The sequence below is a fragment of the Candidatus Binatia bacterium genome (genome assembly GCA_035631035.1).
Classification (GTDB): domain Bacteria; phylum Eisenbacteria; class RBG-16-71-46; order SZUA-252; family SZUA-252; genus DASQJL01.
In genome coordinates, this window is sequence record DASQJL010000062.1 from 109,510 (window position 1) to 133,995 (window position 24,486).

Sequence of the window (24,486 nt, forward strand, 5' to 3'; positions counted from 1 at the left end):
TCAGGCGATCCGGGGCGCCGGCGGCACCTGGGTCCGCAGGGGCCCCGCCGAAGGGCCGTGATCGACCTCCCGGCGCACGAGGAAGAGGAAGAGGATGGCGAGCACCGTGTACATCCCCATGAATCCGATCAGCGTGAAGAGGCCGTTCCCCGACGAGACGTTCCGCGAGTAGCCCTCGGCGGTGCGGTAGAGGCCGTAGGCCAGCCAGGGCTGGCGCCCCACCTCGGCGGTGATCCAGCCGGCGGTGTTCGCGATGTACGGGAACGGGACCGCGAGCATGAGGATCCAGAGCATCCAGCGGCTCCGGTAGAGCGCGCCGCGCGCCCAGAGGAACGCGGCTCCGCAGAAGATGGCGATGAAGAAGGTGCCGAGCCCGACCATGATCCGGTACGAGAAGTAGAGGAGCGGGATGTTGTCGGGCCAGTCCTCGCGCGGGAAGTCGTTCAGTCCGCGGATCTCGTGCATCCAGCGCTTGTAGGTGAGGAAGCTCAGAAGGCGCGGGATGAGGATCGGATTGTCCAGCGTCTGCCGCTCCAGGTCGGGCTGGCCGATGATGGCGAGCGGCGCCCCCTTCTCGGTGTTGAAGAGCCCTTCCATGGCCGCGAGGGTCACCGGCTGGTGCCGCGCGACCATCTGACCCTGCATGTCCCCCGTCGGGAAGAGCTGGATGATCGAGGCGATCGCGCCGACCAGCACCGCCACGCGGAGGAAGAGCCGCCCCTGCTCCTCGTGGCGGCTCGTCAGCACGTAGTAGGCGCCCACCCCCGCCATGACGAAGCAAGCCGTCAGCACCGCCCCGTTCATGTTGTGCCAGTACTGCCAGAGTCCCCAGGGATTGAGCAGGAAGGCCCAGAAGCTCTTCAGGGCCACCGCGCCGCCGGGGAGCACCTCGTGCCCGACCGGGTGCTGCATCCAGGCGTCGGTCGCGATGATGAAGAAGCCGGAGAGCCAGGAGCCGAGGAAGACGAGGAACGCCGCGAGCCAGTGACCCATCCGCCCCAGGCGCTTTTCGCCGAACAGGAAGAGGCCGAGGAACGAGGACTCGAGGAAGAAGGAGAACACCCCTTCCATCGCGAGCGACTGGCCGATGACGCCGCCGGCGTTCTTCGAGAACTCCGCCCAGTTCGTGCCGAACTGGAATTCCATCGGGATTCCCGTCACGACGCCGACGGCGAAGTTGATGGCGAAGATGCGGGCCCAGAACCGCGCGGCGTCGTTGTAGCGGGCGTCGCCGCCGCGGACGTACAGCGTCTTCAGGATCACGATGAGAAGGGCCAGGCCCATCGTGAGCTGCGGGAACAGGTAGTGGAACGTGATCGTGAAGGCGAAGTGGAGCCGGTGGACGGCGAGCGCTTCGTCCATCAGCCTTTCCTCAAGCGGCGGGCACCGGACGGGCCGCGCGGTAGGGCACGTAGCGCGGCTCCCAGACGAGACTCCGGATGCGACGCTCGATCTCCGCGTCGCAGAGCGGGGGCGCGGCCTCCTCGCGCACCAGCGCGCGCGCCACCGCCACGGCCACGCCGTGGGACACGGCGCGGAGATGGACCAGCTTCGGGTAGATCGGCCCCGGCGACGCCGGGGCCGCGGCCGCCAGCGCCTCGCTCGCGGCCGCGAACGCCGCGTCGGGCAGCCAGCGCGCCTCGACCGCCACCGCGCCCAGGCCCACGCCCGGGAAGATGAAGGCGTTGTTCCCCTGGCCGACCTGATAGGCGGCGCCCTTCCAGGACACCGCGGGGAAGGGGCTTCCCGTTCCCACGATCGCCGCGCCGTTCGTCCAGGAGATGATGTCGGCGGGAGCCGCTTCCGACTTGCTGGTCGGGTTGGAGATCGGAAGGATGATCGGCCGCGGACAGGCGGAGACCATCGCGTGCACGATCGGCTCGGTGAAGGCGCCGGGCTGTCCGGAGGCTCCGACGAGGGTGCCCGGACGGAAGCGCCGGACCACCTCGTCGAGGCCGATCTTACCCTCGAAGGCCGGCCATTCGACCGCGACGGCGGGGTCGGCGGCAATGGCGCGCTTCTCCCCTTCCAGCCCCGGCCGGTCGGCCAGGATCAGCCCGCGCGAGTCGAGGCAGAGGACGCGGCGTCCGAGCTCGGACTCGGGCACGCCGTCCGCGGCCATCGCCGCGCGCACCGCGAGGGCGCACCCCGCGCCCGAGGCGCCGGCCCCGTAGAAGACCACCCGCTCGTCGGCCAGGCAGCGCCCCGCGCGCTTCAATCCCGACCGGATGCCCGCGACGATGACCGCTCCCGTTCCCTGCACGTCGTCGTCGAACGACGGGAGCTTCCTCTGATAGCGGTGCAGCACCTGGAACGCGTTCCGGTTCGCGAAGTCCTCCCACTGGACCAGGGCGCGCGGAAACTCGGCGCGCACCGCGTCGACGAACTCGTCGAGGAGCGACACGTACGCCTCGCCGCGGAGCCGCTCGTGGCGGACGCCCAGGTAGAGGGGGTCTTCGAGCAGCGATTCGTTGCTGGTGCCGACGTCCAGGCTGACCGGCAGGACGTGCCGCGGATGGAACCCCGCGGCCGCGCAGTAGAGCACCGACTTCCCGACCGCGATCGGCATCCCTCCCGCGCCCAGGTCGCCCAGGCCCAGGATCGCCTCGTTGTCGGTGGCCACGATCACGCGCACGTCGCCGGCGGCCGCGGCGCGGAGCACCTCGCGCACCCGGCCGCGGTCGCGCGTGCTCACGTAGATGCCGCGCGGCCTCCGGTAGAGGTGGCTGTAGAGCTCGCAGACCTTTCCGACCGTGGGCGTGTAGACGATCGGCATCATCTCCTCGATGTGGTCGAGGAGGAGCCGGTAGAAGAGGGTCTCGTTCCGGTCCTGGAGCCCGGCGAGGAAGAGGTAGCGCTGCACCTCGTCGGGACTTCTGCGGAAGTTCTCGTAGACGCGGGCGCGCTGCTCCTCTTCGGTGGCGATCCCCGGGGGAAGAAGCCCGTCCAGGCCCAGCTCGCGCCGCTCCTCGGCGGTGAAGGAGGTGCCCTTGTTCAGAAAGGGATCTTCGAGCAGCTCCTCCCCGCGCTTCTCCACTTCCCAGTACACCGATCCCGTGTCGGCATCGGTGCGTTCGCGGTATCCGGGCACGGACGCAGTATACGGCCCCTGCCTTCCCCGGGCTACGGCGCTGCCCCGGTACTCTGGTACCGGGTGCACGCCCGCCTGCGGCTACCGGATCGCGCCCTCCTTGCCGGCCAGGCGGCGGAGCAGCCCGGTCTGGCCGATGTGATACGCCTCGTGGAAATGGAGGAACGTGAGCCACTCCCCCACCGTCATGTCGCGGAGGGCGGGTTCGTGAAGTTTCGCCTCGGCCATCTCCCCAAGCTCGGCCAGGAGCCGCTCCTGGGTGGCGTCGAAGTCCCGGACCAGGTCCTCGAAGGGCCTCGCGTCGGCCGCCGCGGCCACCGGCGCGCTCCCGCGCGCATAGCGCGTCTGGAGCTCCTCCGGCCAGTAGGGCGCGCTCCCCATCACCTTGAAGAGCCCGTTACGGGACGAGACGATGTGCGCCAGCACCCAGTTCAGGCAGTTGCCGGCCTCCGGCTGCACCAGGGAGTCCTCGTGGGTGAGCCCCTCGAGATTTTGGTGCAGGGCGCCGTGGTTGATGGAATACATGCGGATGAGATCGGCGGGCGTCATCGTCGGTTCTCCTGGTCGCGTGGCTCCGGCGCATTCCTGCGGCCCGAGGATACCCGAATCTGGTATTCTCTTCCGCCCAATGCTCGCCATCGAACGCCGCGCGGACCGCCGCGCCATTGCCATCGTGGCCCACGTGGACCACGGGAAGACCACCCTGGTGGACGCCCTCTTGAAGCAGTCGGGGACGTTCCGCGTGGGGCAGCACGTCGAGGAGTGCGTCATGGACTCCGGCGACCTCGAGCGCGAGCGCGGGATCACGATCCTGGCCAAGAACACGGCGATCCGGTACCACGACACGGTCATCAACATCGTGGACACCCCCGGGCATCGCGATTTCGGCTCGGAGGTGGAGCGGATCCTCACGATGGTGGAGGGGGTGCTCCTCCTGGTCGACGCTTCGGAAGGGCCCCTTCCCCAGACCCGGTTCGTCCTGAAGAAGGCGCTGGAGTCCGGGAAGCGCCCGATCGTGCTCATCAACAAGATCGACCGAGCGGACGCGCGCACGCTGGAGGTGGAGGAGGAGATCCACGACCTCTTCCTCTCGCTCGCGACCCGGGACGAGCACCTGGACTTCCCGGTGCTCTACGGCTCCGGCCGGATGGGCTTCGCCTCCGCCGCTCCCGACGCCTCGGCGGGGGATCTCCGGCCGCTGCTGGACGCCATCATGCAGCACGTCCCGGCGCCCATCATCGCCGAGTCCCCCTTCAAGATGATCGTCGCCAACATCGACTATTCCGACTACTTCGGCCGCCTCGCCATCGGGCGGATCCATTCCGGCGCCATCACGCGCGCCATGGAGCTGGCCGAGGTTCGCCCGGACGGATCGGTGGCGCAGCGCGGCAGGGTGGGAAAGATCTACCTCTTCCAGGGGATCGAGCGGGTGGAGGTGGCCGAGGCGCACGCGGGCGACATCGTCGTCCTCTCCGGCTTCCCCACGATCGAGATCGGGCAGACGATCGTCGACCCCGAGGACCTGGCGCCGCTCGCGGCAATCCGCGTGGACGAGCCGACGCTCTCCATGGAGTTCTGCGTCAACGACTCCCCCTTCTCCGGCCGTTCGGGGAAGTACCTGACCAGCCGCCACCTCCTGGAGCGGCTGGAGCGCGAGCTGGAGCGGAACGTCGGCCTCCGCATGGAGCGCTCCGGCGATCCCGATTCCTTCCTGGTGCTCGGGCGCGGCGAGCTCTCGCTCGCGATCCTGGCCGAGACGATGCGGCGCGAGGGCTACGAGTTCGCCCTGGGCCGCCCCCAGGTGATCTTCCGGACCGGCGAGAAGGGCGAGACGCTGGAGCCCTACGAGGAGCTGATCATCGACTGCGCCGAGGAGTTCACCGGCGCCGTGATCTCGGCGCTGGGCGAGCGCCGCGGCGAGATGCAGCACCTGGGGCGGCACGGCGACCGCACCCGCATGGAGTTCACCATTCCCTCGCGGGGACTCCTGGGGTTCCGCACCGAGTTCCTCACGCTGACCAAGGGAACGGGACTGCTCAACCACCTCTTCGACAAGTACGGCCCGCATCGCGGCCCGCTCCCCAATCGCAAGCGCGGCGCGATGGTCGCCAAGGAAGCCGGCGACGTGACCGCGTACGCGCTCGATCAGCTGGGCGACCGCGGCATCTTCTTCGTCAAGCCGACCGACCCGGTCTACGCCGGGCAGGTCGTGGGCGAGCAGGTGAAGGACGGCGACCTGGTCGTGCAGGCGTGCAAGCGGAAGCACCTGACGAACATGAGGGCCTCGACGTCCGAGCAGGGAATCAAGCTGACGCCGCCGCGCGACCTGAACATCGAGCAGGCGATCGAGTGGATCAACGACGACGAGCTGGTGGAGGTGACGCCGGCCTCGATCCGGGTGCGGAAGCGCTACCTGGACCACCACAAGCGGAAGGCTGCCGCCTCGGAGTAGCCTTCCCGGGAGCGGGGCCCGCCGGGATCAGGCCGTGCGGAACCTCGCCGCCATGCGCTTCGCCAGCCGGTAGAGGATCCACACCACCCACAACGCCGCCGCCGTGAGCAGGATCGCCAGCGCGATCGCGAGCACGGGATGCGTCGCCGCAAGCCACGTGAGCGCGACCGCGAGCGCGTCCTCCCCCAGGCTCACCCCCCACGTGCTGAACGGCTCGGGGCTCGTGTTCACCGCGAGCCGGGCCGAAGCCTTCCCGCCGTGCGAGGCGAGCGCGACCGTGCCCGCGAGAAGAGCGGCGCCGATCCGCCACGGCTCTCCCACCCCGGCCACCGCGGCGAACGCGAGAATCGCGGCCGCGGGCGGGCGGATGAAGGTGTGGATCACGTCCCAGACGTGGTCCACGGCCGGGATCTTGTCCGCCACGAACTCCACCAGGTAGAGCAGGATCGCGAGACCCAGGATGAGCGGGTGCGCGAGCGGGCGGAGCGATTCGGGAAGGACGATCGCGCCGAAGCGCTGGAGCAGCCCCAGCGTCGCCACCGTGGCGTAGACGTTGAGCCCCGCCGCGAAGGCGGTGCCGAGGACGAGTCCGAGGGAGCCGGTGGGCATGCCGTCAGTGTAGCGCGGGGCGCCCCGCTTGGGGACGCCCCGCTTTGCGGTGGTGCCGCCGGCCCCTCACTTCATCATGACCAATTTCCCGGAAGCGTTCCCCTCCGACGTGATCACTCGATAGAAGTAGACGCCCGAGGGCAGATCGCGGCCGTGAGCGTCGCGTCCGATGGGAACTTCGTGGTAACCCGCGGCCTCGCGGGGATCGTCGAGTGCCACGCGCACCACGCGTCCCGCCACGTCGAACAGCACCACGCGGGCCGGACCCGGGCTCGCCATCCGGAACGTGAGCAGCGCCGTCGGATTCAGCGGGTTCGGAGCGATGGCCACCGCCAGCCCCTTCTTACCGGCGTCGATCCGCAGCTGGAGCGGCGCCGCAAACCGTCCGCCGCCTGCCAGCGTCCCGCGAACCCAGAACGCGACGTCGCTCATCCCGGGTGCGAGGTCCGCGAGCATCGCGCGCAGGTCCGAAGTCCGGAAGGTGATCGCGATCTCAGACACGCCGTCGTGGTCCTGGTCGGTGAGCGCCGGGCTCTTCTCGCGCACCGCCGCGATCGCCGCGGCAACGCCGTCCCGTCGCTGCAGCGTGACGGAAGCGAGGTCCACGTCGGAGGCCCCGAAGCCGCCCGTGGACGGCTCGAGGGAGATCCGGACCGTGGGTCGCGCGGACTGCAGGCGCACCGCCGGCCCGCTGGCGGTGAGGAGCGCCGCCGCCGAGTCCACGGGAGCGATCTGGGCCGCCGTGGAGTCCTCGGTTCCGAGATGCGCGTCGAAGACCGAGAGCCGGACAGGGTACCTGCCTGCCGCGGTGTAGGTATGAAGCGGCTGAACTCCGCTGCCGATGGCTCCGTCCCCGAATCGCCACGTGTAGACGAGGGCATCCCCGTCCGGATCGCTCGACCCCGAGCCATCGAAGGTCACCGGCGTCCCGGCAAAGCCGGAGTACGGGCCGCCGGCTTCCGCTGCAGGTGGGCGGTCCGGCGGTGGCACGGGCGGCTCCATGATCTCGGATGCGGTGATTCGAAGGCGACGAAGCGCGTCCAGGGGGTAGAGCCCCTCCGCGGCGACGATCGCGAAGCGAACTTCCTGTTCCGCCCCGGGAGCGAGATCGAACGGGCCGGCCGAAGCCAGGATCCAGACGCCGTACCGACCCGCATACAACCAGCCGCTCTGGAGCAGCGGGTCTCCCGTGTAGGCGTACGGTGTGATCGGGAGCGCCGGATCGTCCCGTTCGTGCCGTGGCGTGCCGTCCGGATTGAGTCCTTGGAGCTGGTTGTGTACGCCCTGTGGCGAGAAATCTCTTTGGTCCTGAACGGCCGCGGGCCTGGGCTCGGGACCCAACGTGAGGACCCCAATGGCATTCCGGGCGACCCAGTCGTCCCGGCTGTACGCGTACGCCAGGCCGCTCGTCGTGTCGCATCCCATCTGATCCCGGTTGGGGTAGGCCACGCATCCGCCACCGGTCTCCCACGTGACCGGGTCCAGCTGGACCGCGGCATAGAGCTCCTGGATCGGGCTCGTGCCGACGTTCCGAAGCCGAAACGCCTGATAGACCGTGCTGCCCACGGCGCCCGGGTCGGCCATGCTCCAGGATGTCTGCCGGATCTCCAGGCCGAGCGCCTCGCGTGACGAGGGGGGAGACTCCCAGAGCGCGGGCGCGTCGTTGTAGACGCTCCATACCGTTTCATCCCCGAGGAGCAGAGGTCCGCCCGAAGCGTCGATGGGGGCGCCCAGCTGAGTCGGCCAGTGCACCCAATCGTAGTCCGACGTGGAGCCGCGCCGGATCGTGTAGTTCTTGAACTCCGGACGGAATACCGGCGCGGTGCCGCTTTCGACCGGCCCGGCATGATAGTCGGTGACCGGGCGGGCGATCCGGACGGAGCCGTCCACGACGCCCGAGAGAAGCAGCCCCGCCGAGCTCCCGACCGCGATCCCGGAGCCGCGCGGATAGATGAATCCCGGACCATTCCCCCACACGTCACTCGTGCTCCCGCGGTTCGTGACGATCGCCTGCAGCCGGTTCGCGTCCACGACGGCCGTCGTCTCGCCGGGGATATCGACGCAGGTGGTCATGAGACACGTATCGGGCGCCGTACCCGCGCGCTGCGCAATGAAGCGCAGGGAATGCAGGCCCTTGTCTCCCCAATCGGGAGTCCACCGGAAGAGAGCGGTGCTGTCGTTCGAGATGGTTATCGCCGCACCCGCCGGCAGGTCGGGGGATGTGACGGTCGGGCTTCCGGCGGCGTACCCGCCGATTCTCAGAGGAACTTCGAGCGCGACCTGAGCATGCGCCTCCATGCGGCTCGGCGCGTCGATCGACACCGGGAGCTGCGCGGCGTAGCGCAGCTCGACCTCGAAGAGACCGGAAACGCCATCCGGGTCGTGGCGAGCCGTCGCCCAGAACGATGTGACCGTGCCGTCTGCCGCGGCCTGCACCTGCCGGATCTCGAGCCGCGCTGAAGGGGGGCTCCGGAAGGAGCAGTAGTCGTGCGCCACGAACGCCGCGTGGGTGCTGTCCGCGACCGGGAGCGCGTCGTAGGTCACGCCGGCCGTGAACGTCTGCCCGAGCGGCGGCTGGAACCAGAAGGTCCAGTTGTTGATCGGTTCGCTGAGACAGTGCGGCCGCTGTGCCGGGAGGCAAGCGAGCTGAACGGCGGGACCCCACGCCGTGCCGTCGGGTTTCGGCGGGGGCGGCACGAACGCGACGGCAACCGTTCCGTGGTCCCCCCCTCTGGTGAACGAGCCCTCTCCCGTCCGGAACTGCAGCGTCGTCCATTCGTCCGAGGGCGCGGGATCGCGATGAAGCAGGAACATCGTGGAACCGGCGCGCGGCTCCAGCACCGTGACCTGGAACGACTGCTCCGACTCGCCCATCCCGTCCGACACCCGCACGCCCACCGTTGCCTGTCCCCGATCCCCGGGACGGGGCGCCATCACGATGCGCGCCGTCGTCTCGGTCGCGCCGCGGGTCACGTCGGTGAGGCGCATGAAGGGGAAGAAGCTGATCGGCGTGAACTGGAGCCAGTTCCCCTCCGGATCGCTCGCGTGCACGACCTGCGACACCGAGTCCCCTTCCACGGCGACCATGTTCGCGATGGGGTTCAGGACGGGGGGCGCGTTCAGCTCGTTGGGGTCGGGGACCTGAACACCCATGGTGGTGTAGCTGAAGGAGGTGCCGTCGCTCACCTTGATGCGCGCCGTGTGATCGCCCACATCGGCCAGAGTCGGCCGTAGTTCCACGCGACCCAAGCCGGTCCCATGACCTGGGTCGATCGTGAGAACCGTCATGAACGCGATAGGCTGCGAGAACACGAACTCCGAGAACGTGAGCGGCGCGCCCTCGGGATCGGTCGCGCTGACGTCCACCGAGGCCAGCGTTCCGGGGACCACGCTCACATCCGGCAGGTATTCGGGGATGATCGGCGGCTGGTTCCCATTCGTCACCGTGATCGGGAATGACTCCGTGTCGGATGCCATGCCGTCGTTCGCCGCGAGGACACCCGTGTAGGACCCCTCGTCCGAGTACCCGGGCCGCACGACGAGATCGGCGGAGATGCTCGTCATGCCCCCGACGACACGCGACAGGGACATGAAACCGGGACCGGACACGATCCTCAGGCTGAGAGGTGTCGTACCGTCCGCGTCCGACGCGACCACCGGCAGGGTCGCCGTCTGGCCTTCGACCACGCTCACGGCCGCCAGGGGCTGCAGGGCCGGCGCGCGGTTCACGTCGGTGACGGTGAGGTGCAAAAGGCTCCCCGCCTGGCTGACCCCGTCGGTGGCAAAGACGATCGCCTCCGTGGTGCCGGCGTCCGTATAGCCTGGCGAAACGCGCAGCAAGCCGGTGGCGCTCCCGGTGCCCGGGTCAGTCGTCGTGACCGAGGCATACGAAGGCCCGTCCATCCCGAAGGTCAGCGCCTGTCCATCGGGATCGGTGGCATGCAGTGCACGCTCGAGCACGGAGCCTTCCGCCACGATGAGGGGCGGGATGGGCTCGAGACTGGGCGCTCCGTTACCTGGGGAGGAGAACGGGAGCCCATCGGCATCGAACCAGTCCGTGCCCAGCTTCATGGTGTTGTCGTAGTCGACCCCCATGCATTGCGACCCAAACGAGGTCAGCGGTGCCCCGCTCATCGTCTCGGACGTGGGGACGACCAGGATCGACGGCGATCCGAACGTCGCCGTGGCCGTGAGACTCGCCAGCCGGTACCGGCCCGGCGCGAGCGCCGTGATCCCGGCGCGGCCGATCCAGAATTCGGTCGAGGAGCTGTCGCCTCCGGCGGCGTACGCCTGCGGCAGCAGCCGGTCCACGAAATTGCTCCAGACCACGGTTCCCTGAGTGGCGCGCAGGATGAAGGAATACGAGTTGATCGTCAGCGCCGCGGAGGGATCTGCGGCGCAGGTCGCGGGGGTGCCGTCCCGGTTGTGATCCGTCACCAGCCAGACGTCGAACGTCGCCGTGCCCGTCGACGGGAAGACGTCGGCTTCGGTGCGGACGCCGTCGCCGTTGGCGTCCAGGTACATGAATTGGGCCGCGGCGGTGGCGGCGCTGGCGACGACTACGAGGGAGACGGCAACCGCGATCGCATGGCGAACGTGGTAGCAAGGGTCCATGGACACCTGTCCCCCCGGACAGAGCCTCCGGCGGGCCGATCCGGGGCCTGACGACCCCTGTGAAGAGCGAGGCGCGCGGTCGTCATGACGCGCCCCGCTCCCGTTGCGCCTCGCCGCGCCTCACGAGCACGAACGCGATGAGCGCGACCACGAAGAACACCAGCAAAGCCCAGGCGATCCCCTGCAGGACCTGGAGGATGGTTCGGTACACCTCGAGACCCATCGACTCGGAATTGAGCGCGAAGGGAGGGCGGCCGGCGCCGTTCGGTCCCGGCTCCGCGCGGAGGTACTGCTCGAGCTTCCAGATCTGAACGCCGGAGGAGACGCCCACGACGTAGATGGCGAAGAGGAGGAACCGCTGCCAGGCGTGCGCCAGCTCGGGGCCGATGATGCGGTCCAGAATCTGGCGGATCGGCTTCCGGAAGAGGGCGACGACGATCGCTGAGGTCGCGAGCGCGACCAGGAGCGTCACGAGCAGAAGTGTCAGGAACACGATGAGTCGACCCCCTCGGGCCCGATCGGGCCGGACGGCTCCAGTGTACGCCGCGTCCCCTCCCCCGCCCATCCGAATTCCCGCGCAAGAATCGGAGTGCGTTAAGGCACCTTAACGAATATCATTCTGTCATACCCTGGAGGTGCCAAATGATCGACGCTGTTGACCGTGAAATACTGTCGATTCTTCAGGAGAACGCCCGCACCTCGAATGTGGAGGTGGCGCGGCGGATCGGGCTCGCGCCCTCCGCCGTGCTGGAACGGATCCGGAAGCTCGAGAAGCGCGGCGTGATTCGCGGCTACGAGCCGCGCCTGAACGCCTCCGCGCTCGGCTCGCCGCTCCTCGCCTTCATCTTCGTCCACGCCGACGAGAAGATCGGCGGGCTCGAGATCGGGCGGAAGATCGCGAAGTTCCCCGAGGTCCAGGAGGTGCACCAGGTCGCGGGCGAGGATTGCTACCTGGTCAAGGTGCGCATCGCGGACACCGACGCGCTGGGGCGGCTGCTTCGGGACTCCTTCGGCGCGCTCCCCGCGATCCGCACCACGCGTACGACGATCGTCCTCTCCTCGGTGAAGGAATCGGCGCAGATGCCGCTTCCGCCCGATGGCGCCGCAGCGCGCGCCTCCGAGACGCGCCGGCCGAAGCGCGCCGCCGCGCGTTCGCGCCGGAGGGCGCCATGACCGCCGCGACGCTCCGCTCCTCGCGCTTCAAGGTGATCCTCGCGTTCGCCTGCATCTATCTGATCTGGGGAAGCACCTACCTCGCGATCCGGTTCGCGGTCGAGACGATCCCGCCCCTTCTCATGGCGGGCGTCCGTTTCGTGATCGCGGGCGGCCTCCTCTACGGCTGGCTCGCCCTGCGCGGGGAAACGATGCCTCCCACGCGCCGGCAGTGGTCGGCCGCGGCGATTCTCGGGGGGCTCTTCTTCCTCGGAGGAAACGGCGCCGTCTCGTGGTCCGAGACGCGCGTCCCGTCGGGGCTCGCCGCCCTGCTCGTCGCCACCATCCCGTTCTGGATCGTGCTGTTCGACTGGATGCGCCGGGGTGGAACGCGCCCTTCGGCCGCGGTTCTGTGCGGCGTGCTCGCCGGCTTTGCGGGTGTCGTGCTCCTGGTGGGGACCCGCGGGCCGGAGGGAGGGATCGACCACGCGGGGGCGGCGGTGCTGGTCGTCGGACCGATGGCCTGGGCCGCGGGAACGGTCTTCTCGCGGCGGCTTTCCCATCCCCGTTCCCACCTCCAGTCGGGCGCCATGCAGATGCTGGTCGGAGGCCTCGCGTTGTGCGCCGCCGGACTCCTGCTGGGCGAGGCGCGGCAGGTCCACGTCGCGGCGATCTCGATGCGCTCGATTCTCGCGATCCTCTACCTGATCGTCGCGGGTTCGATCGTGGCCTTCAGCGCCTACAACTGGCTGCTCCAGGCCTCGACGCCCGCCCGGGTCGGGACCTACGCGTTCGTCAACCCGATCGTCGCGGTGTTCCTGGGATGGGCGTTCGCCGGCGAGGCGTTCGGGCCGAACACGCTGGTCGCGGCCCTCTTCATCCTGGCGGGAGTCGTGCTGATCGTATTCTCGCGCATGCGCGCGAAGAACGGCGGGGCTGAGCGCGCCGCAGCGTCCCGCGGGCGGGCGGCATGACCCGCCGGCTGGGCGGGCGGTAAATGCAAAGGGCGGACCCTGAGGTCCGCCCTTCGAGCCGCGACCGGCCCTTCCGTGCTCGGCCGCAGTGCTGTTATCCGAACGCTCGCTACTTCTTCCCGCCGTCGCTGCCGGAAGCGCTTCCCGCCGGGGCAGACGCGGCGTCGGGGGCCGCATCCTTGCCCGCGTCCGCCTTGGCGGACGCTGCCTTGTCCGCCTTGGACGCTGCCTTGTCCGCATCCGCCTTGGCGGACGCTGCCTTGGACGCCTCCTTCATGGCCGCCTTCTCAGCCTTCGCGGCACGTTCGCTCGCGTCGGCCTTGGAGCCGGCCCCATGCACGACGGCCACCTTGCCGTCAGCCGGCACCGCGCCCTTGGCGACACGAGCCTCCTCCTTGGCCGCCTTCACGACGTCCCCGAGGCGCAGCCCCATTCCGGTGGCGATCTGTCCCCACGACATCCCCTCCCCGCGCAGATCGAAGACCTGCTTGGCCGTGAGGTCGGTCGATCCGTTGGCGACGAGGGCATGGGCGATCATCAGCTGCCCCCAGCTCGCCTTGAGATCGTTCTTCTCGGAGAGGAGCGCGTCCGGCGTGGTGCCGAATTCCGCCGCGAGCCGCGCGGCGATCTTCGCGTCGCCGTCGGCCGCGACGTTCTTCTCGACGTCGTTGGAGGCGGCATCCAGGGCCGTGGTGACCTTCTGGTCCGTCTTGGCGTCGACCTTCTTTCCCTCGTCGCGGATCCGCGCCAGAACGTCCGCGGCGCTTGGCGCCGCCGGGGCGGCCGCGTCGCTGCTCACGGCGGGCTGACCGGGATCGGCCGGAGCGGTCGTCGGCGCGGGAGCCGGCTGCGTGGCCGGAGGCGGCTGCGTGGCCGGAGCCGGCTGCGTGCTCGGCGTCTGGGTCTGGTCCGCGGCGCCGGGCGCGGTCTGCGTCGCGGCGTCGTCGGCCAGCGCCGGGATCGCGGCGAGGGACAGGAGGCCGAGAGTTACCAACAGGGAGGTGGTGCGCTTCATGGAACTGACTCCTTCATGGCCGCGCGTCCCGAACGCACGTCCGAGGCGGCGACTCACGGTCTCCGCGGAACCTAAAAAATGGCCAGGGTCCTCGCGCCCCACCCCGGAGAGGCGAGGCGCGGAGGAGATGTCGTGATCGAAATCCGTTCCAACCCTGGCCGCCTCGATTCATCCCGGCGCCGTCATGGCGACGCCGAGGCAGACGTTCAGGAGAAAGGGACATGCCAGCGTGGGGAGCTGCGCCTGTGAAAAGCGCAAGTCGCTAGCACGAGGCCATTTAGCGCCGAGGCGGCCTTGCGCCGCGCGAACGAAAGGGCGCCGCCCTGTCCCGTTGCGGACAGGATACGGCGCCCGTGGAACGGCTGGGGACGGCTCGGACAAGTCCCACTCGCCCGGCGCGCCTCCCATTTCGCGACCGCTCCGTTCACGTGGGGCCCAACCAGCTCCCTGCTTCTCACTAGGTGACGCCCGGGGCCTCTGCTATAGAGGAGCTACGTGAAACCCATGAGCCGGGCACGGTTACAGGTCCTGGCGGCGGCTCTCATCTTCTCCGTGGGGGGCGCCGGGATCAAGGCGTGCGCCTTGACGAGCTGGCAGGTGGCGAGCTTCCGATCCGGCATCGCCGCGCTCGCCGTCTGGCTGATGATGCCGGAAGCCCGGCGCGGCTTTCGGCGTCCCGTGTGGCTCGTATCCCTGGCCTACGCCGCGACGGTTCTCCTCTTCGTCCTCGCGAACAAGCTCACGACGTCGGCGAACACGATCTTCCTGCAATCGACGGCCCCGCTCTACATCCTGCTGCTGGCGCCGGCGCTCCTGCGCGAGAAGACGCGCGCGTTCGACTGGGCGATCATCGGACTCCTGGCGATCGGCCTCTCCTTCTTCTTCGTGGGCGCCGAGGCTCCCCTCCGAACCGCGCCCAATCCGGCGCTCGGCAACATCCTCGCTGCCGCCGCGGGGATCACCTGGGCCCTGACCGTGATGGGGCTGCGCTGGATCGGTCGCGCGGAGGGCGCCGCGGGATCCGCCCCGGCCGTCGTGATCGCGGGCAACGCCATCGCCTTCCTGGTCGCGCTTCCCTTCGCGCTGCCCGTGGAGCACGCGCGCGCGCTCGACTGGGTGATCGTGTCGGGGCTGGGGGTCGTGCAGATCGGCGTGGCCTACGTGTTCCTGGTGCGGGCCATGCGCCACGTCCCGGCGCTGGAGGCCTCGGTGCTCCTCCTCCTCGAGCCGGCGCTGAACCCGCTCTGGGCGTGGATCATCCATGGGGAGCGGCCGGGTCCCTGGTCCAACGCGGGCGGGCTGCTCATCCTCGGCGCCACCGGGCTCAAGACCTGGCTGGACTCGCCGCGGGGCCGTCCGCGTAACGCACCACCAGCACCGTGACGTCGTCGGCCGGCGGATGGCCTGACGCGAACGCCCGCACGTCGTCGAGCAGCGATTGGAGGATCGCAGACGGAGGGCTTCCCCGGCTTCGCTCGAGACACGAGAGCAGGCGCTCTTCGCCGTACTGCTCCCCGCCCGGCGCCTCGGCGTCGGTGACGCCGTCGCTGTAGAGCACCAGCGTGTCCCCAGGCGTGAGCAGCGCCTCCTCCTCGGCGTAGGAAGCGAAGTCGAAGGCGCCCACCATCAGCCCGCCCTCTTCCAGGCGCGTCATCGTCCCGTCGCCGCGGAACAGGAAGCCGGGGTTGTGTCCCGCGTTGCAGGTGACCAGCTTCCCCGCCCGGTCCAGGCAGCCGTAGAAGAGGGTCGCGAAGCGCGCCTCGATCGCGCGGCGGAGGAGGGCCTTGTTGACGCGGTCGACGGTCATGGCGGGCGGCACGTCCGGTCCCACGTGCGAGGCGAGGATTCCCTGGGCCATCGCGGCCAGGATCGCCGCCGGCGGCCCCTTGCCCGCGACGTCCCCGAGCGCGAACGCCAGGCGTCCGTCCCCCAGCTCGAAGTAGTCGAAGAAGTCTCCGCCGATCGTCCGGCAGGGAATGGAGGATCCGGTGGCGCTGCACGTGGCCGCCTCGTGGGAATGCGGGGGCAGCAGCGCCTGCTGGATCGAGGCCGCCGTGCGCAGCTCCTGCTGCTCGCGTCCGCGGGCTTCCGCCGTGGCGATGACGTGCGTCAGGTACCGGCCCTGGATGATGAAGACGTAGTTCACGGCCAGGAAGAGCGCGCCGAAGAGCAGCGACCAGACCAGGATCTCCACCATCACGTGCGCCGAGCGGAGCAGTCCGGGGGCGATGGTGAAGTGGAGCACGACCGCGGCGAGGAGGGTTCCCACCAGGCTGGCGACGCCGTAACTGGCGATCTCGCGCACCAGCCCCGCGCCGCGGTCGGCCCGACCGTCCCGCGAGAGTCTGGGGCGCACCCATTTCGTATTGGCCTCGATGCACCATCCGATGATCAGCGAGAAGATGAGCGAGGCGACGTAGTACGCGGCGAACTGGCGGCCGGTGGTGCTCTGGAACTGGAAGAACAGGGCAAAGGGAACCGCGATCAGCGCGGGACGAAGGAGCAGCTTCCAGACCGGGGATTTTCGGAAGGAGCGCGCGGCCATGCGCGCGATCCTAGCACGCCGCTTCGGCTTCCAGCTCCTTGAGCTTTCGGTAGAGGTTGCGCTCGCTGATCCCGAGGATCTTGGCGGCCCGCTGGCGGTGGCCGTTGCACTCGCCCAGGACCTGACGGATGTAGCGCCGCTCGGCCTCGGCCAGGGTCATCCGCGACGTCGCCGACTCGCCGTTGCGCATGGGCGCGGCGCGCACTCCGATCGGGAGCTCCGCGGGCTGGAGCACGTCGCCGTCCGAGAGGATCAGCGCGCGCTCGATCACGTTCTGCAGCTCGCGCGCGTTCCCCGGCCAGTCGTAGCGCACCAGCACGCTCATCGCCTCGGGGCTCACCGTGACGCCCCGCTTCCCGACGACGCCGCTCGAGTGGATGAAGTGCTCGACCAGGAGCGGAATGTCCTCGCGGCGGTCGCGAAGCGGCGGAATCTGGATCGAGAAGACGTTCAACCGATAGTAGAGGTCCTCGCGGAAGGTGCCGGAGCGCATCATCGCCTCGAGGTCGCGGTTCGTCGCCGCGATGACGCGCACGTCCACCGAGACGTCGGAGGTTCCGCCCACCCGGCGGAAGACGCCCGTCTCCAGCACGCGGAGGAGCTTCACCTGGAGCGCCGGCGTCACCTCGCCGATCTCGTCCAGGAACAGCGTGCCGCGGTCGGCGACCTCGAAGAGGCCGTGCTTGAGCCGCACGGCGCCGGTGTAGGCGCCCTTCTCGTGCCCGAAGAGCTCGCTCTGGAGCAGGTTCTCGTGGAGCGAGGCGCAGTCGACGACGACGAAGGGCCGCCGCGCCCGGCGGCTCGCGCGATGGACCGCGCGCGCCACGAGCTCCTTCCCCACGCCGCTCTCTCCACGGATCAGGACCGTGGAATCGGTGCCGGCCACGCGGCCGATCAGGCCCATGACCTCGCGAAGCGGCGCCGTGGAGCCGACGATGCGATCGCTCGGTTTCAGCCGGTCGACGTCGCGCTGCAGGGCGAGGTTCTCGCGGGCCAGCGCCTGGACTTGAAGCGCGCGCTGGAGCACCGCTTCCATCTGTCCCAGCGTGCACGGCTTCGCCAGGAAATCGAAGGCCCCCTGCTTCATCGCCCAGATCGCCTCCTGCACGGTGCCGAAGGCGGTGAGGACGATGACCTGCGTCGCCGGGAAGGCTCCGTGGATCTCGGGGATCAGGTCGAGGCCGTTCCCGTCCGGAAGGCGCAGGTCCAGGAAGACGACGTCATACGCGCGCTCGGCCAGGAGCTCGCGCGCATCGGCCAGGGAGCCGGCGGTCTCGAGCGAGTAGCCGGCGTGCCGCAGCTCCTCGTGCGCGATCACGCGGAACGATTCTTCGTCGTCGACCAGGAGAACCCGGGGCTCAGCCATCCTCTCCTCCACGGGACTGGATCGGCAGCTCGACCGTGAAGCGCGCGCCGTGCGGCGTGAGGTTCTCGGTCCGGATCACCCCCCCCTGCCTGGCGACGATGCTCTGGGAGATGGAGAGCCCCAGTCCCGTTCCCCGCCCCGGGGGCTTCGTCGTGAAGAAGGGATCCCAGATGCGGTCCTTGATCTCGGGAGGAACGCCCTGCCCGGTGTCGTCCACCTCGAGCATGGCCGCCTCGGCCGTGTAGCGCGTGCGCGCCGTGAGCACGCCCCCCTTCGGCATCGCCTGGAGCGCGTTCATCATGATGTTCAGGCAGACGCTTCGCATCGCCCCCTCGCGCGCCCAGATGCACGGCAGTCCCGGCGCCAGGTCCAGCTGGGAGCGGATCCCCTGGACCGTCATCTGGTATCCGAGCAGCGCGGCCGTGTCGTCCACCGCGCGATTCAGGTTGAACCAGTTCGCCTTCTCGGACTCGGGGCGGGCGAGGAGCATCAGCTTGTCGGCGATGTCGCGCACCCGGCGCGTCTCCCGCTCCAGGATGTCGAGCAGCCGCGTCACGTCGGCGGCGGAGGCGGCCTCCTGCGGGTCGGAGAGACGACGGCGGAGCGCCTCGACCCCGGCGAGCAGCGACGCGAGCGGGTTGTTGATCTCGTGGGCGACGCCGGCGGCCAGGATGCCCAGCGACGCGAGCCGCTCGCTGTGACTGAGCTGCCGCTCCAGGGCGCCGCGATCTTCGACGAACGGGAGCGGCGCGGCGATCCCCGCGGCCGGCGCCAGGGTGGTGGGCGCCGGAGGACCGGCGGTTCCGGGGTTGGTTGAAGCTGGGCTCTCCACTGACATGGTGGTCTCCGTTCTCTGACAGATTGGCAGAGGAGGCCCGCGCGCCGATACGGTACCTAGGTAGAAGTCCCGCACCTACCGGAGCCGAAGTGCTTGGCCGATGGGGGCTCGCGGCCGGTTGCGCGCGGCGCCGCCCGGCCGGGCGTTCGCGGCACAATTCGTGCGGTTCCTGCTCCCGGTCGACGCGACGACCAAGCACCGAGCGCGATCCCGGGAAGCGCTGCGCCGCCCGGCTTCGCGGGGCCACCACGGCGGGCAAAGGGGGAGATGGAATGAAACCGCTCATCTCGGATGCCGGAATCTCGGCGCTACGCCGGGAGATGGACCGGCTCTTCGATCAGTTCTGGGGCTCGGAAACGCCGGTCAACACGTACGGGGTATGGGTCCCCTCGCTCGACATCGCCGACAAGGGGGACGCGATCGTCGTGAAGGCGGAAGTCCCGGGCGTGGATCCGAAGGAGATCCAGGTCACGGTGGACGAAAACGTCCTCACGCTGACGGGCGAGAAGCGGTACGAGAAGGACGAGAAGGACGAGAAGCACTATCGCATGGAGCGGTCGATGGGCAGCTTCACCCGGAGCGTTCAGCTCCCCCTGCCCGTCGATGCGACGAACGTCACGGCGGTTCACAAGAACGGCCTGCTCACGATCCGACTCCCGAAGACGAAAGCCGTGAAAGGCGCCGCGATCCCGGTGAAGATCGAGTGACGTCCCGAAGCTCCTAGAGGTCGAGTTCCATGTAGAGGGCGCCGGGGACCGGGTTCGGGCGATAGGGCTCGATCGCGCGAAAACCCAGCGCGCGGTATAGCGCGATGGCCGCGTCCATTCCCGGTACCGTGTCGAGCCGCATGCGGCGATATCCGCGGGCGCGAGCCTGGCGGATCGACGCGGCGGCGAGATCACGCCCGGCGCCCAGACCTCGATACGCCGGCCGCACGTACAGCCGCTTCATCTCGCACACGCCGCTCTCGAAGGGGCGGATCGCGATGCACCCCGCCGTTCCCGCTTCCGTCGCCGCCAGGAGCAGGCAACCTTCCGGTTCGGCGTAGGCGCCCGGCAGGGTCGCCACCTCGCGCTCGAAATCCTGAAATCCCAGATCGAACCCGAGCGATGCCGCGTACTCGAGAAAGAGGGTCCGGGCGAGAGCGAAGTCCTCCGGAGTCTCGGCGCGGCGGATGGAGACCGGTCGCGCGGCCACGGAGCGGCGGGTCAGCGAGCGGGAGGCGAGCCGGCGGCGGGCGCCGCCGGAAAGACGGTGGGCACGCTGGCGACCACGTGGATCAACGCCCGATTGGAGCCCGCGTGCCGGAGCAGCGTCAGCTTGTCCCCTTCCACGCGCATCCGGCCGGTGAGGATCGCCGCGGCGGCGAGGGTCCGCCGCTCGAGGATCTCCCGCCAGAGGGCGAAGGGAGCGCGCAGCGTGAAGCCCGCGTCGGGGTGGGACGGACCGGCCGTGAACTCGGCGCGCTCGCACCGTCCCTGCGCCAGCGCGAGGAACAGGTAGAGCGGCTTCGCGAGCCCGGCGTCGGCTTCGAACGCGAACAGGAGGTTCCCGTTCCACCCCGCGCCCCAGCGCGCCGCGGCATTCCGGTATTCCGAGGAACGGTTCACCGCCTCGCGGAGCGCTGCGGCCCACTCCGGGGTTCCGAACGGGATTCCCTCGGTCATCGAGCGACTTCGTCCGGAATCGGAGCGGCCGGACGCCGCTCGTCCAGGGGGATGAATCCCGGATTCAGGACGGCGTCGGGATCGAAGCGCCGCTTGGCGGCGGCGAACGGCTCCCACATCGGTCCGAAGTGCTCGCGCCACTCTTCCGGCGTGAACTCCACGTACCCCGACAGGTAGCGCTTCCCGCCCATCGCGATCGAAAGGCGGCTGGCCACGTCCAGCATCGGCTTGGCGTCCTCCCAGTAGCGGGCCGGAATCGCGGGAAGGATGCCGAATCCGAGAAGGTCCTCTCCCTCGGGCCGCATGAACAGCTTCGAGCGCGACGTGTTCCCTTTCGCGGGCCAGAGGAGAACGTGTCCGCCCACCAGGATCGAGGGGGGCAGATCGGGGAGGATGGCCTCGAGCAGGTCGGGAGCGGTCGCCCAGGGCATGACGCACTCCGTCCAGGCGTGGACGTGCTCCCACGTGCCGCCGCGCTTCCAGAGGTCGAATACCGGCTCCAGGCGCGCGAAGAAGTCGTACGTGGGGAGGTCGTCGACGTACAGGTTCTCGTAGGGGGTCAGTCCCGCCAGGAGTGCGGCGTCGTCGGGCTCGGCGTCCTCGTCGAACTCGACCGTGGCGTGGAAGGGATAGAACCAGCGCGCGAACACCTGGCGCCGCCCGTTCACCGGCTTCGTCCCCTGAGGCGAGGGGGAGGCCCACGACTCGAGGTGGTCCCAGCGCCCGGAGTCCATCGCCGTCCGCGCGTCGTCCATGAAGCGCCGCGCGTCGTCGTACAGGAGATAGTAGGTGCGGGTCATCGGCTTCACCCGGCGCAGCTTGAGCCGCGCGCGCGTGATGATGCCGCACTGTCCCATCCCCGCGATCACGGCCTCGAAGAGATCCTGATGCTTCCCCGGGCCGCAGGTCACCGTCTCGCCCGCGCCGGTGACCACGTCCAGCTCCTCGACCTGATCTCCCTGCGTGCCGTAGCGGAAGGAGGCCACCCCGATCCCCGCGACCGAAAGGGTGCCGCCGATCGTCACGTTCAGGTTGTTGGTCAGGACGGGAGGCGCCAGGCCGAACGGCTTCAGCTTCTGCAGCAGCGTGCCCCAGAGGACGCCGGCCTCGACGTCGGCGGTGAGGCGCTCGTGGTCGATCGTGAGCACGCGGTCGAGCGAGGGCATCGCGAGAAGGATGCCCTGCTCGGACAGCCCGACGTGGCTCTGGCTGTGGCCGCCGCCCCGCGCCGAGACGGTGAGCCCGTGCTCGCGCGCGAAACGGACCGCGGCCAGGACATCCTCCGGGGCGCGCGGCTCCACGAGGAGCCGCGGCACCGAGCGGAAGACGTGGCCGAAATTGGTGGTCAGCTCCTCCGGCACCTCGCCGGCGTCGCGGACCGCTCCCGTGACGGAGCGCTTCAGCTTATCGCGCAGTCCGCTCACGAGCCGCGCGGCGCATGTGGACCAGGAGCTGAATCTGTCCCCGGTGTCCCGAGAAATGCTCGAGCAGATGGTAGTAGTACCAGCGCACGTTGAAGCTCCGCACCGAACCGTCGGGACGCTCGCGCTGGATCTCCCGCTCCATGTCTTCCGGCGCCCGTTCCCGCGCCGTGCGCTTCAGGAACTCCCGCGAGCGGTCGAGCAGGTCGTGGTAGAACGCGAGGTCCTTTCCGTTCAGCGGCGGAAACGCCGGCGCTCCCTCCGGCACAGGGAGCCCGTCGCCGTCCGCGTCGATGCCCAGCACGTCCTCCACCGGGGCCGCCGGGTCGCCGCCGAGCACGAATTTGGTCCAGAACACCTCCACGACCGCCATGTGCGCGAGCAGCATCCCGATGGTGTTCATGCCGGGCGCCGGCTGCCACATGAGGTCCTCGGGCGTCAGATCGCGCGTCGCTTCCTTGACCAGCCGGAGCTGGTCGTCGAGCTGCGCGAGGAACGTGCCCGCCTCCGGAGCGCTGAACCCCGGAAGCGGCAGGATGTGGGATCGAACGACGGTCTGCATGGGAGCCCTCCCCGCTTACGATGCCGGCTTCCGCGGCTTGTCCCAATCGGGCGCCGGCGGGAACACGATGACCGAGCCCGCGACCTTCTGGCCGGGTGGGACCCTGGCGGGCGGAACGTGATGCACGGGCGGAATGCTGCGGAGATAGGCGACCACCGCCATGGCGTCGGCATGGGTCAGGTGCGCGAAATCGGGCCACGGCATCGGCGGGGCGATCGGCGATCCGTCCTTCTTCACGCCGTTCTGAATGGCGCGAAGGATCTCGTCGTCGGTCCATCCCAGGAGGCCGGTGGAGTCCGGGGTCAGGTTGCGCGCGTAGGAGACGCCCCACGGACCCTGCCATCCCAGCTCGCTTCCCGAGAGGGCGCGGCTCATGTCGGGCGCGCCGTAGAAGTAGCCCGGGGTGTGGCAGTCGTGACAGCCGAGCACGGTGACCAGGTACTCGCCGCGCTGCACGGGAGTCATGGACGCGGCGGCCTGCGCGGCGGAGTCGGCCGGGGCGCCCGCGCCCTGACCCGGCTCGTTCTTGGAGCAGGAGGCCGCGGCGAGCGCAAGGAGGGCGAGGATCGCGATGCGGTGAATCCGATGCATGGTTCGTGGATCTCCTTTCGAAGTTCGCTGCGTGAAACCGCTACCGACTCCCCGGCGCGAGAAGGTCGCGAGCGACCTTCACGACCAGCCCGAGCACGACCAGCACGACGACCGCCCGTATGAAACGGTCCCCCTGGCGCACGGCCAGGTGCGCGCCGAGGAACCCGCCCAGGAGCTGCGCCCCCGCCATCGGGAGGGCAAGGCTCCAGAGGACCGAGCCGCGGCTCGCGAAGAGGGCGACCGCCGCGAGGTTCGATCCGAAGTTCACGACCTTGGCGTCCGCCGTCGCCCGCGTGAGCGTGCGGTGCAGCAGCGTCACGAGAACCAGGATCAGGAACGTGCCGGTGCCGGGACCGAAGAAGCCGTCGTAGGCGCCGATCCCGAGGGCGGCTCCCGCCCAGATCCAATCCGCCCGTCGTTCGGACGGCGCGGCGGCGCGACGCTCCTCCGACGGGCGGACGGAAACCACGACCACCGCGGCGGCGACCAGAAGCACCAGCACCAGAGGTCGCAGCACTTCGGGCCGGATCGCAAGCGCCAGCGCGACGCCTCCGGCCGAACCCGCGACCGCGAGCGGGAACGCGAAGCCGGCCGCCTTGCGGTCGACCAGCCCGGCGTGCGCGTAGCGCGACAGCGCCGCGAAGGAACCGAAGACCGACTGGCCCTTGTTGGTCCCGAGCGCGAGGTGCGGCGGCAGGCCGGCGGCGAGGAGCGCGGGCACCGTCACGAGCCCGCCGCCGCCGCCCACCGCGTCCATCGCGCCCGCGAACATCGTGGCCGCGCACAGGGCCACGACGGTGCCCGCCGAGAGTTCCGCCGCCGCCTCCTTCCCGACCGTTACGCCGCGAGCGCGGGATTATAGCAGGGGCTTCCCCACGAATCGAAGTCCCGCGGCGGCGATGTCCCGCTCGCGGATCAGGCGGCTCTCCAGCTCGAACGCGACCTCCAGGACGCGCACCCCGCGCGGGCCGCCCTTGGCGCGCGCGGCGAAGCCGCGGTAGAGGAAGGGAGCCTCTTCCACCGCGGAGAGCTCCAGGCGTTCACGCGCCGCGGCGAGCATGTCGTGCCCCGTAGCGAGAGGCGGATCGGACGCGTGCTCCTGGCGCCATCGCGCGAGAGGACGGCGCTCGGCGGCGTGCGCCGGATCGGGAGGCTCGATCACGTCCGCGGCGACGAGCACCGATTCGAGGTCGTAGAACCACCGCGCCGTGTGCACGTTGACGCGATCGAACGCAACCTCCTCGGCGAGGAGGAGGCCGCCGGGCGCCAGCGCGGCGAGCGCGCGGTCGAGCGTCCGGCCGGCCGGCTGGAGCGCGTGAAGGGCGTTCGTGAAGAGGACCGCGTCGAACGGCTCGTCGGGAGTGAAATTCGAGAACTCGGCCTCGATCCACTCCAGCGGGGCGTCCCCTCGCTCGGGAGGGGCTGCCTCGTCGAGGGCCGTGACGGCATAGCGCCGGCGTGCCAGCTCGAGCGCCACCGCTCCGTCGGCCGCTCCGACCTGGAGCAGGCGCGCGGGCGGAGGCGGCAGATGGCGCTCCAAGAAGGCGATCGTCTCGCGAAGGGCGACGCCGTTCACGACGGGGATCGGC

The 24,486-nt window shown here is 69.8% G+C and carries 22 protein-coding genes; 5 read left to right on the forward strand and 17 right to left on the reverse strand.

The window, feature by feature from the left end; translation table 11 throughout:
- From VE326_06840 to VE326_06850, 3 genes are all read right to left on the reverse strand, one after another.
- Window positions 1-1,362, reverse strand: a complete 1,362-nt coding sequence (locus VE326_06840) for a cytochrome ubiquinol oxidase subunit I (protein ID HYJ32922.1) — start codon at window positions 1,360-1,362, stop codon at window positions 1-3.
- A gap of 10 nt (window positions 1,363-1,372) precedes the next feature.
- Window positions 1,373-3,091, reverse strand: coding sequence for an oxaloacetate-decarboxylating malate dehydrogenase (maeA, locus tag VE326_06845; GenBank protein ID HYJ32923.1), 1,719 nt, complete (start codon window positions 3,089-3,091; stop codon window positions 1,373-1,375).
- An 81-nt stretch (window positions 3,092-3,172) separates the two neighbouring features.
- Window positions 3,173-3,640: a DinB family protein gene (locus VE326_06850; protein HYJ32924.1), complete on the reverse strand. Its 468-nt coding sequence runs from the start codon at window positions 3,638-3,640 to the stop codon at window positions 3,173-3,175.
- A gap of 79 nt (window positions 3,641-3,719) precedes the next feature.
- On the opposite strand from VE326_06850, the gene typA reads away from it, so the two are divergent.
- Complete coding sequence (typA, locus tag VE326_06855) at window positions 3,720-5,543, forward strand: translational GTPase TypA (GenBank protein HYJ32925.1); 1,824 nt, start codon at window positions 3,720-3,722, stop codon at window positions 5,541-5,543.
- A 27-nt stretch (window positions 5,544-5,570) separates the two neighbouring features.
- Here typA and VE326_06860 read toward each other — a convergent pair whose 3' ends face one another.
- The 3 genes from VE326_06860 to VE326_06870 form a co-directional block, all read right to left on the reverse strand.
- A complete protein-coding gene (locus VE326_06860) occupies window positions 5,571-6,152 on the reverse strand; it encodes a DUF4126 domain-containing protein (GenBank protein HYJ32926.1) in 582 nt (193 codons plus the stop codon).
- Between the two features lie 66 nt (window positions 6,153-6,218).
- The gene (locus tag VE326_06865; protein HYJ32927.1) at window positions 6,219-10,766 is read right to left on the reverse strand and encodes a PKD domain-containing protein; all 4,548 of its coding nucleotides are present in this window, start codon (window positions 10,764-10,766) and stop codon (window positions 6,219-6,221) included.
- 82 nt (window positions 10,767-10,848) lie between these two features.
- Window positions 10,849-11,259, reverse strand: coding sequence for a hypothetical protein (locus VE326_06870; GenBank protein ID HYJ32928.1), 411 nt, complete (start codon window positions 11,257-11,259; stop codon window positions 10,849-10,851).
- A 149-nt stretch (window positions 11,260-11,408) separates the two neighbouring features.
- Here VE326_06870 and VE326_06875 point away from each other — a divergent pair, with 149 nt between their 5' ends.
- Together VE326_06875 and VE326_06880 are read left to right on the forward strand one after the other, a co-directional pair.
- On the forward strand, window positions 11,409-11,939 hold the full coding sequence (locus tag VE326_06875) for an Lrp/AsnC family transcriptional regulator (protein ID HYJ32929.1): 531 nt from the start codon (window positions 11,409-11,411) through the stop codon (window positions 11,937-11,939).
- The gene (locus tag VE326_06880) at window positions 11,936-12,892 is read left to right on the forward strand and encodes an EamA family transporter (protein HYJ32930.1); all 957 of its coding nucleotides are present in this window, start codon (window positions 11,936-11,938) and stop codon (window positions 12,890-12,892) included. The genes VE326_06875 and VE326_06880 overlap by 4 nt, the downstream gene beginning before the upstream one ends.
- A gap of 109 nt (window positions 12,893-13,001) precedes the next feature.
- Here the strand turns inward: VE326_06880 and VE326_06885 are convergent, their stop codons facing one another.
- Window positions 13,002-13,907 (reverse strand): hypothetical protein, encoded by a 906-nt coding sequence (locus VE326_06885; protein HYJ32931.1) that lies wholly within the window; start codon window positions 13,905-13,907, stop codon window positions 13,002-13,004.
- A 504-nt stretch (window positions 13,908-14,411) separates the two neighbouring features.
- On the opposite strand from VE326_06885, the gene VE326_06890 reads away from it, so the two are divergent.
- On the forward strand, window positions 14,412-15,290 hold the full coding sequence (locus VE326_06890; GenBank protein ID HYJ32932.1) for a DMT family transporter: 879 nt from the start codon (window positions 14,412-14,414) through the stop codon (window positions 15,288-15,290).
- On the opposite strand, the gene VE326_06895 is transcribed toward VE326_06890, so the two are convergent.
- From VE326_06895 to VE326_06905, 3 genes are read right to left on the reverse strand one after another with little or no spacing between them, the layout of a single operon-like run.
- On the reverse strand, window positions 15,232-16,452 hold the full coding sequence (locus VE326_06895) for a PP2C family protein-serine/threonine phosphatase (protein ID HYJ32933.1): 1,221 nt from the start codon (window positions 16,450-16,452) through the stop codon (window positions 15,232-15,234). The genes VE326_06890 and VE326_06895 overlap by 59 nt on opposite strands.
- Before the next feature lie 10 nt (window positions 16,453-16,462).
- Window positions 16,463-17,818, reverse strand: a complete 1,356-nt coding sequence (locus VE326_06900; protein ID HYJ32934.1) for a sigma-54 dependent transcriptional regulator — start codon at window positions 17,816-17,818, stop codon at window positions 16,463-16,465.
- On the reverse strand, window positions 17,811-18,656 hold the full coding sequence (locus VE326_06905; GenBank protein ID HYJ32935.1) for an ATP-binding protein: 846 nt from the start codon (window positions 18,654-18,656) through the stop codon (window positions 17,811-17,813). Before VE326_06905 ends, VE326_06900 begins: the two co-directional genes overlap by 8 nt.
- Window positions 18,657-18,928: 272 nt before the next feature.
- On the opposite strand from VE326_06905, the gene VE326_06910 reads away from it, so the two are divergent.
- Window positions 18,929-19,363: an Hsp20/alpha crystallin family protein gene (locus VE326_06910; GenBank protein HYJ32936.1), complete on the forward strand. Its 435-nt coding sequence runs from the start codon at window positions 18,929-18,931 to the stop codon at window positions 19,361-19,363.
- Between the two features lie 13 nt (window positions 19,364-19,376).
- Here the strand turns inward: VE326_06910 and VE326_06915 are convergent, their stop codons facing one another.
- From VE326_06915 to VE326_06945, 7 genes are all read right to left on the reverse strand, one after another.
- The gene (locus VE326_06915) at window positions 19,377-19,853 is read right to left on the reverse strand and encodes a GNAT family N-acetyltransferase (protein HYJ32937.1); all 477 of its coding nucleotides are present in this window, start codon (window positions 19,851-19,853) and stop codon (window positions 19,377-19,379) included.
- 11 nt (window positions 19,854-19,864) lie between these two features.
- Window positions 19,865-20,323 (reverse strand): SCP2 sterol-binding domain-containing protein, encoded by a 459-nt coding sequence (locus VE326_06920; GenBank protein HYJ32938.1) that lies wholly within the window; start codon window positions 20,321-20,323, stop codon window positions 19,865-19,867.
- Window positions 20,320-21,747 carry an FAD-binding protein gene (locus VE326_06925; GenBank protein ID HYJ32939.1) on the reverse strand — a complete coding sequence of 476 codons (1,428 nt, stop codon included), beginning with the start codon at window positions 21,745-21,747 and terminating at the stop codon, window positions 20,320-20,322. Before VE326_06925 ends, VE326_06920 begins: the two co-directional genes overlap by 4 nt.
- A complete protein-coding gene (locus tag VE326_06930) occupies window positions 21,728-22,306 on the reverse strand; it encodes a DinB family protein (GenBank protein ID HYJ32940.1) in 579 nt (192 codons plus the stop codon). Before VE326_06930 ends, VE326_06925 begins: the two co-directional genes overlap by 20 nt.
- Window positions 22,307-22,321: 15 nt before the next feature.
- Window positions 22,322-22,897: a cytochrome c gene (locus VE326_06935; GenBank protein ID HYJ32941.1), complete on the reverse strand. Its 576-nt coding sequence runs from the start codon at window positions 22,895-22,897 to the stop codon at window positions 22,322-22,324.
- A 40-nt stretch (window positions 22,898-22,937) separates the two neighbouring features.
- On the reverse strand, window positions 22,938-23,669 hold the full coding sequence (locus VE326_06940; protein HYJ32942.1) for a TSUP family transporter: 732 nt from the start codon (window positions 23,667-23,669) through the stop codon (window positions 22,938-22,940).
- 84 nt (window positions 23,670-23,753) lie between these two features.
- Window positions 23,754-24,473, reverse strand: a complete 720-nt coding sequence (locus tag VE326_06945) for a methyltransferase domain-containing protein (protein HYJ32943.1) — start codon at window positions 24,471-24,473, stop codon at window positions 23,754-23,756.
- Between the last annotated feature and the right edge of the window lie 13 nt (window positions 24,474-24,486).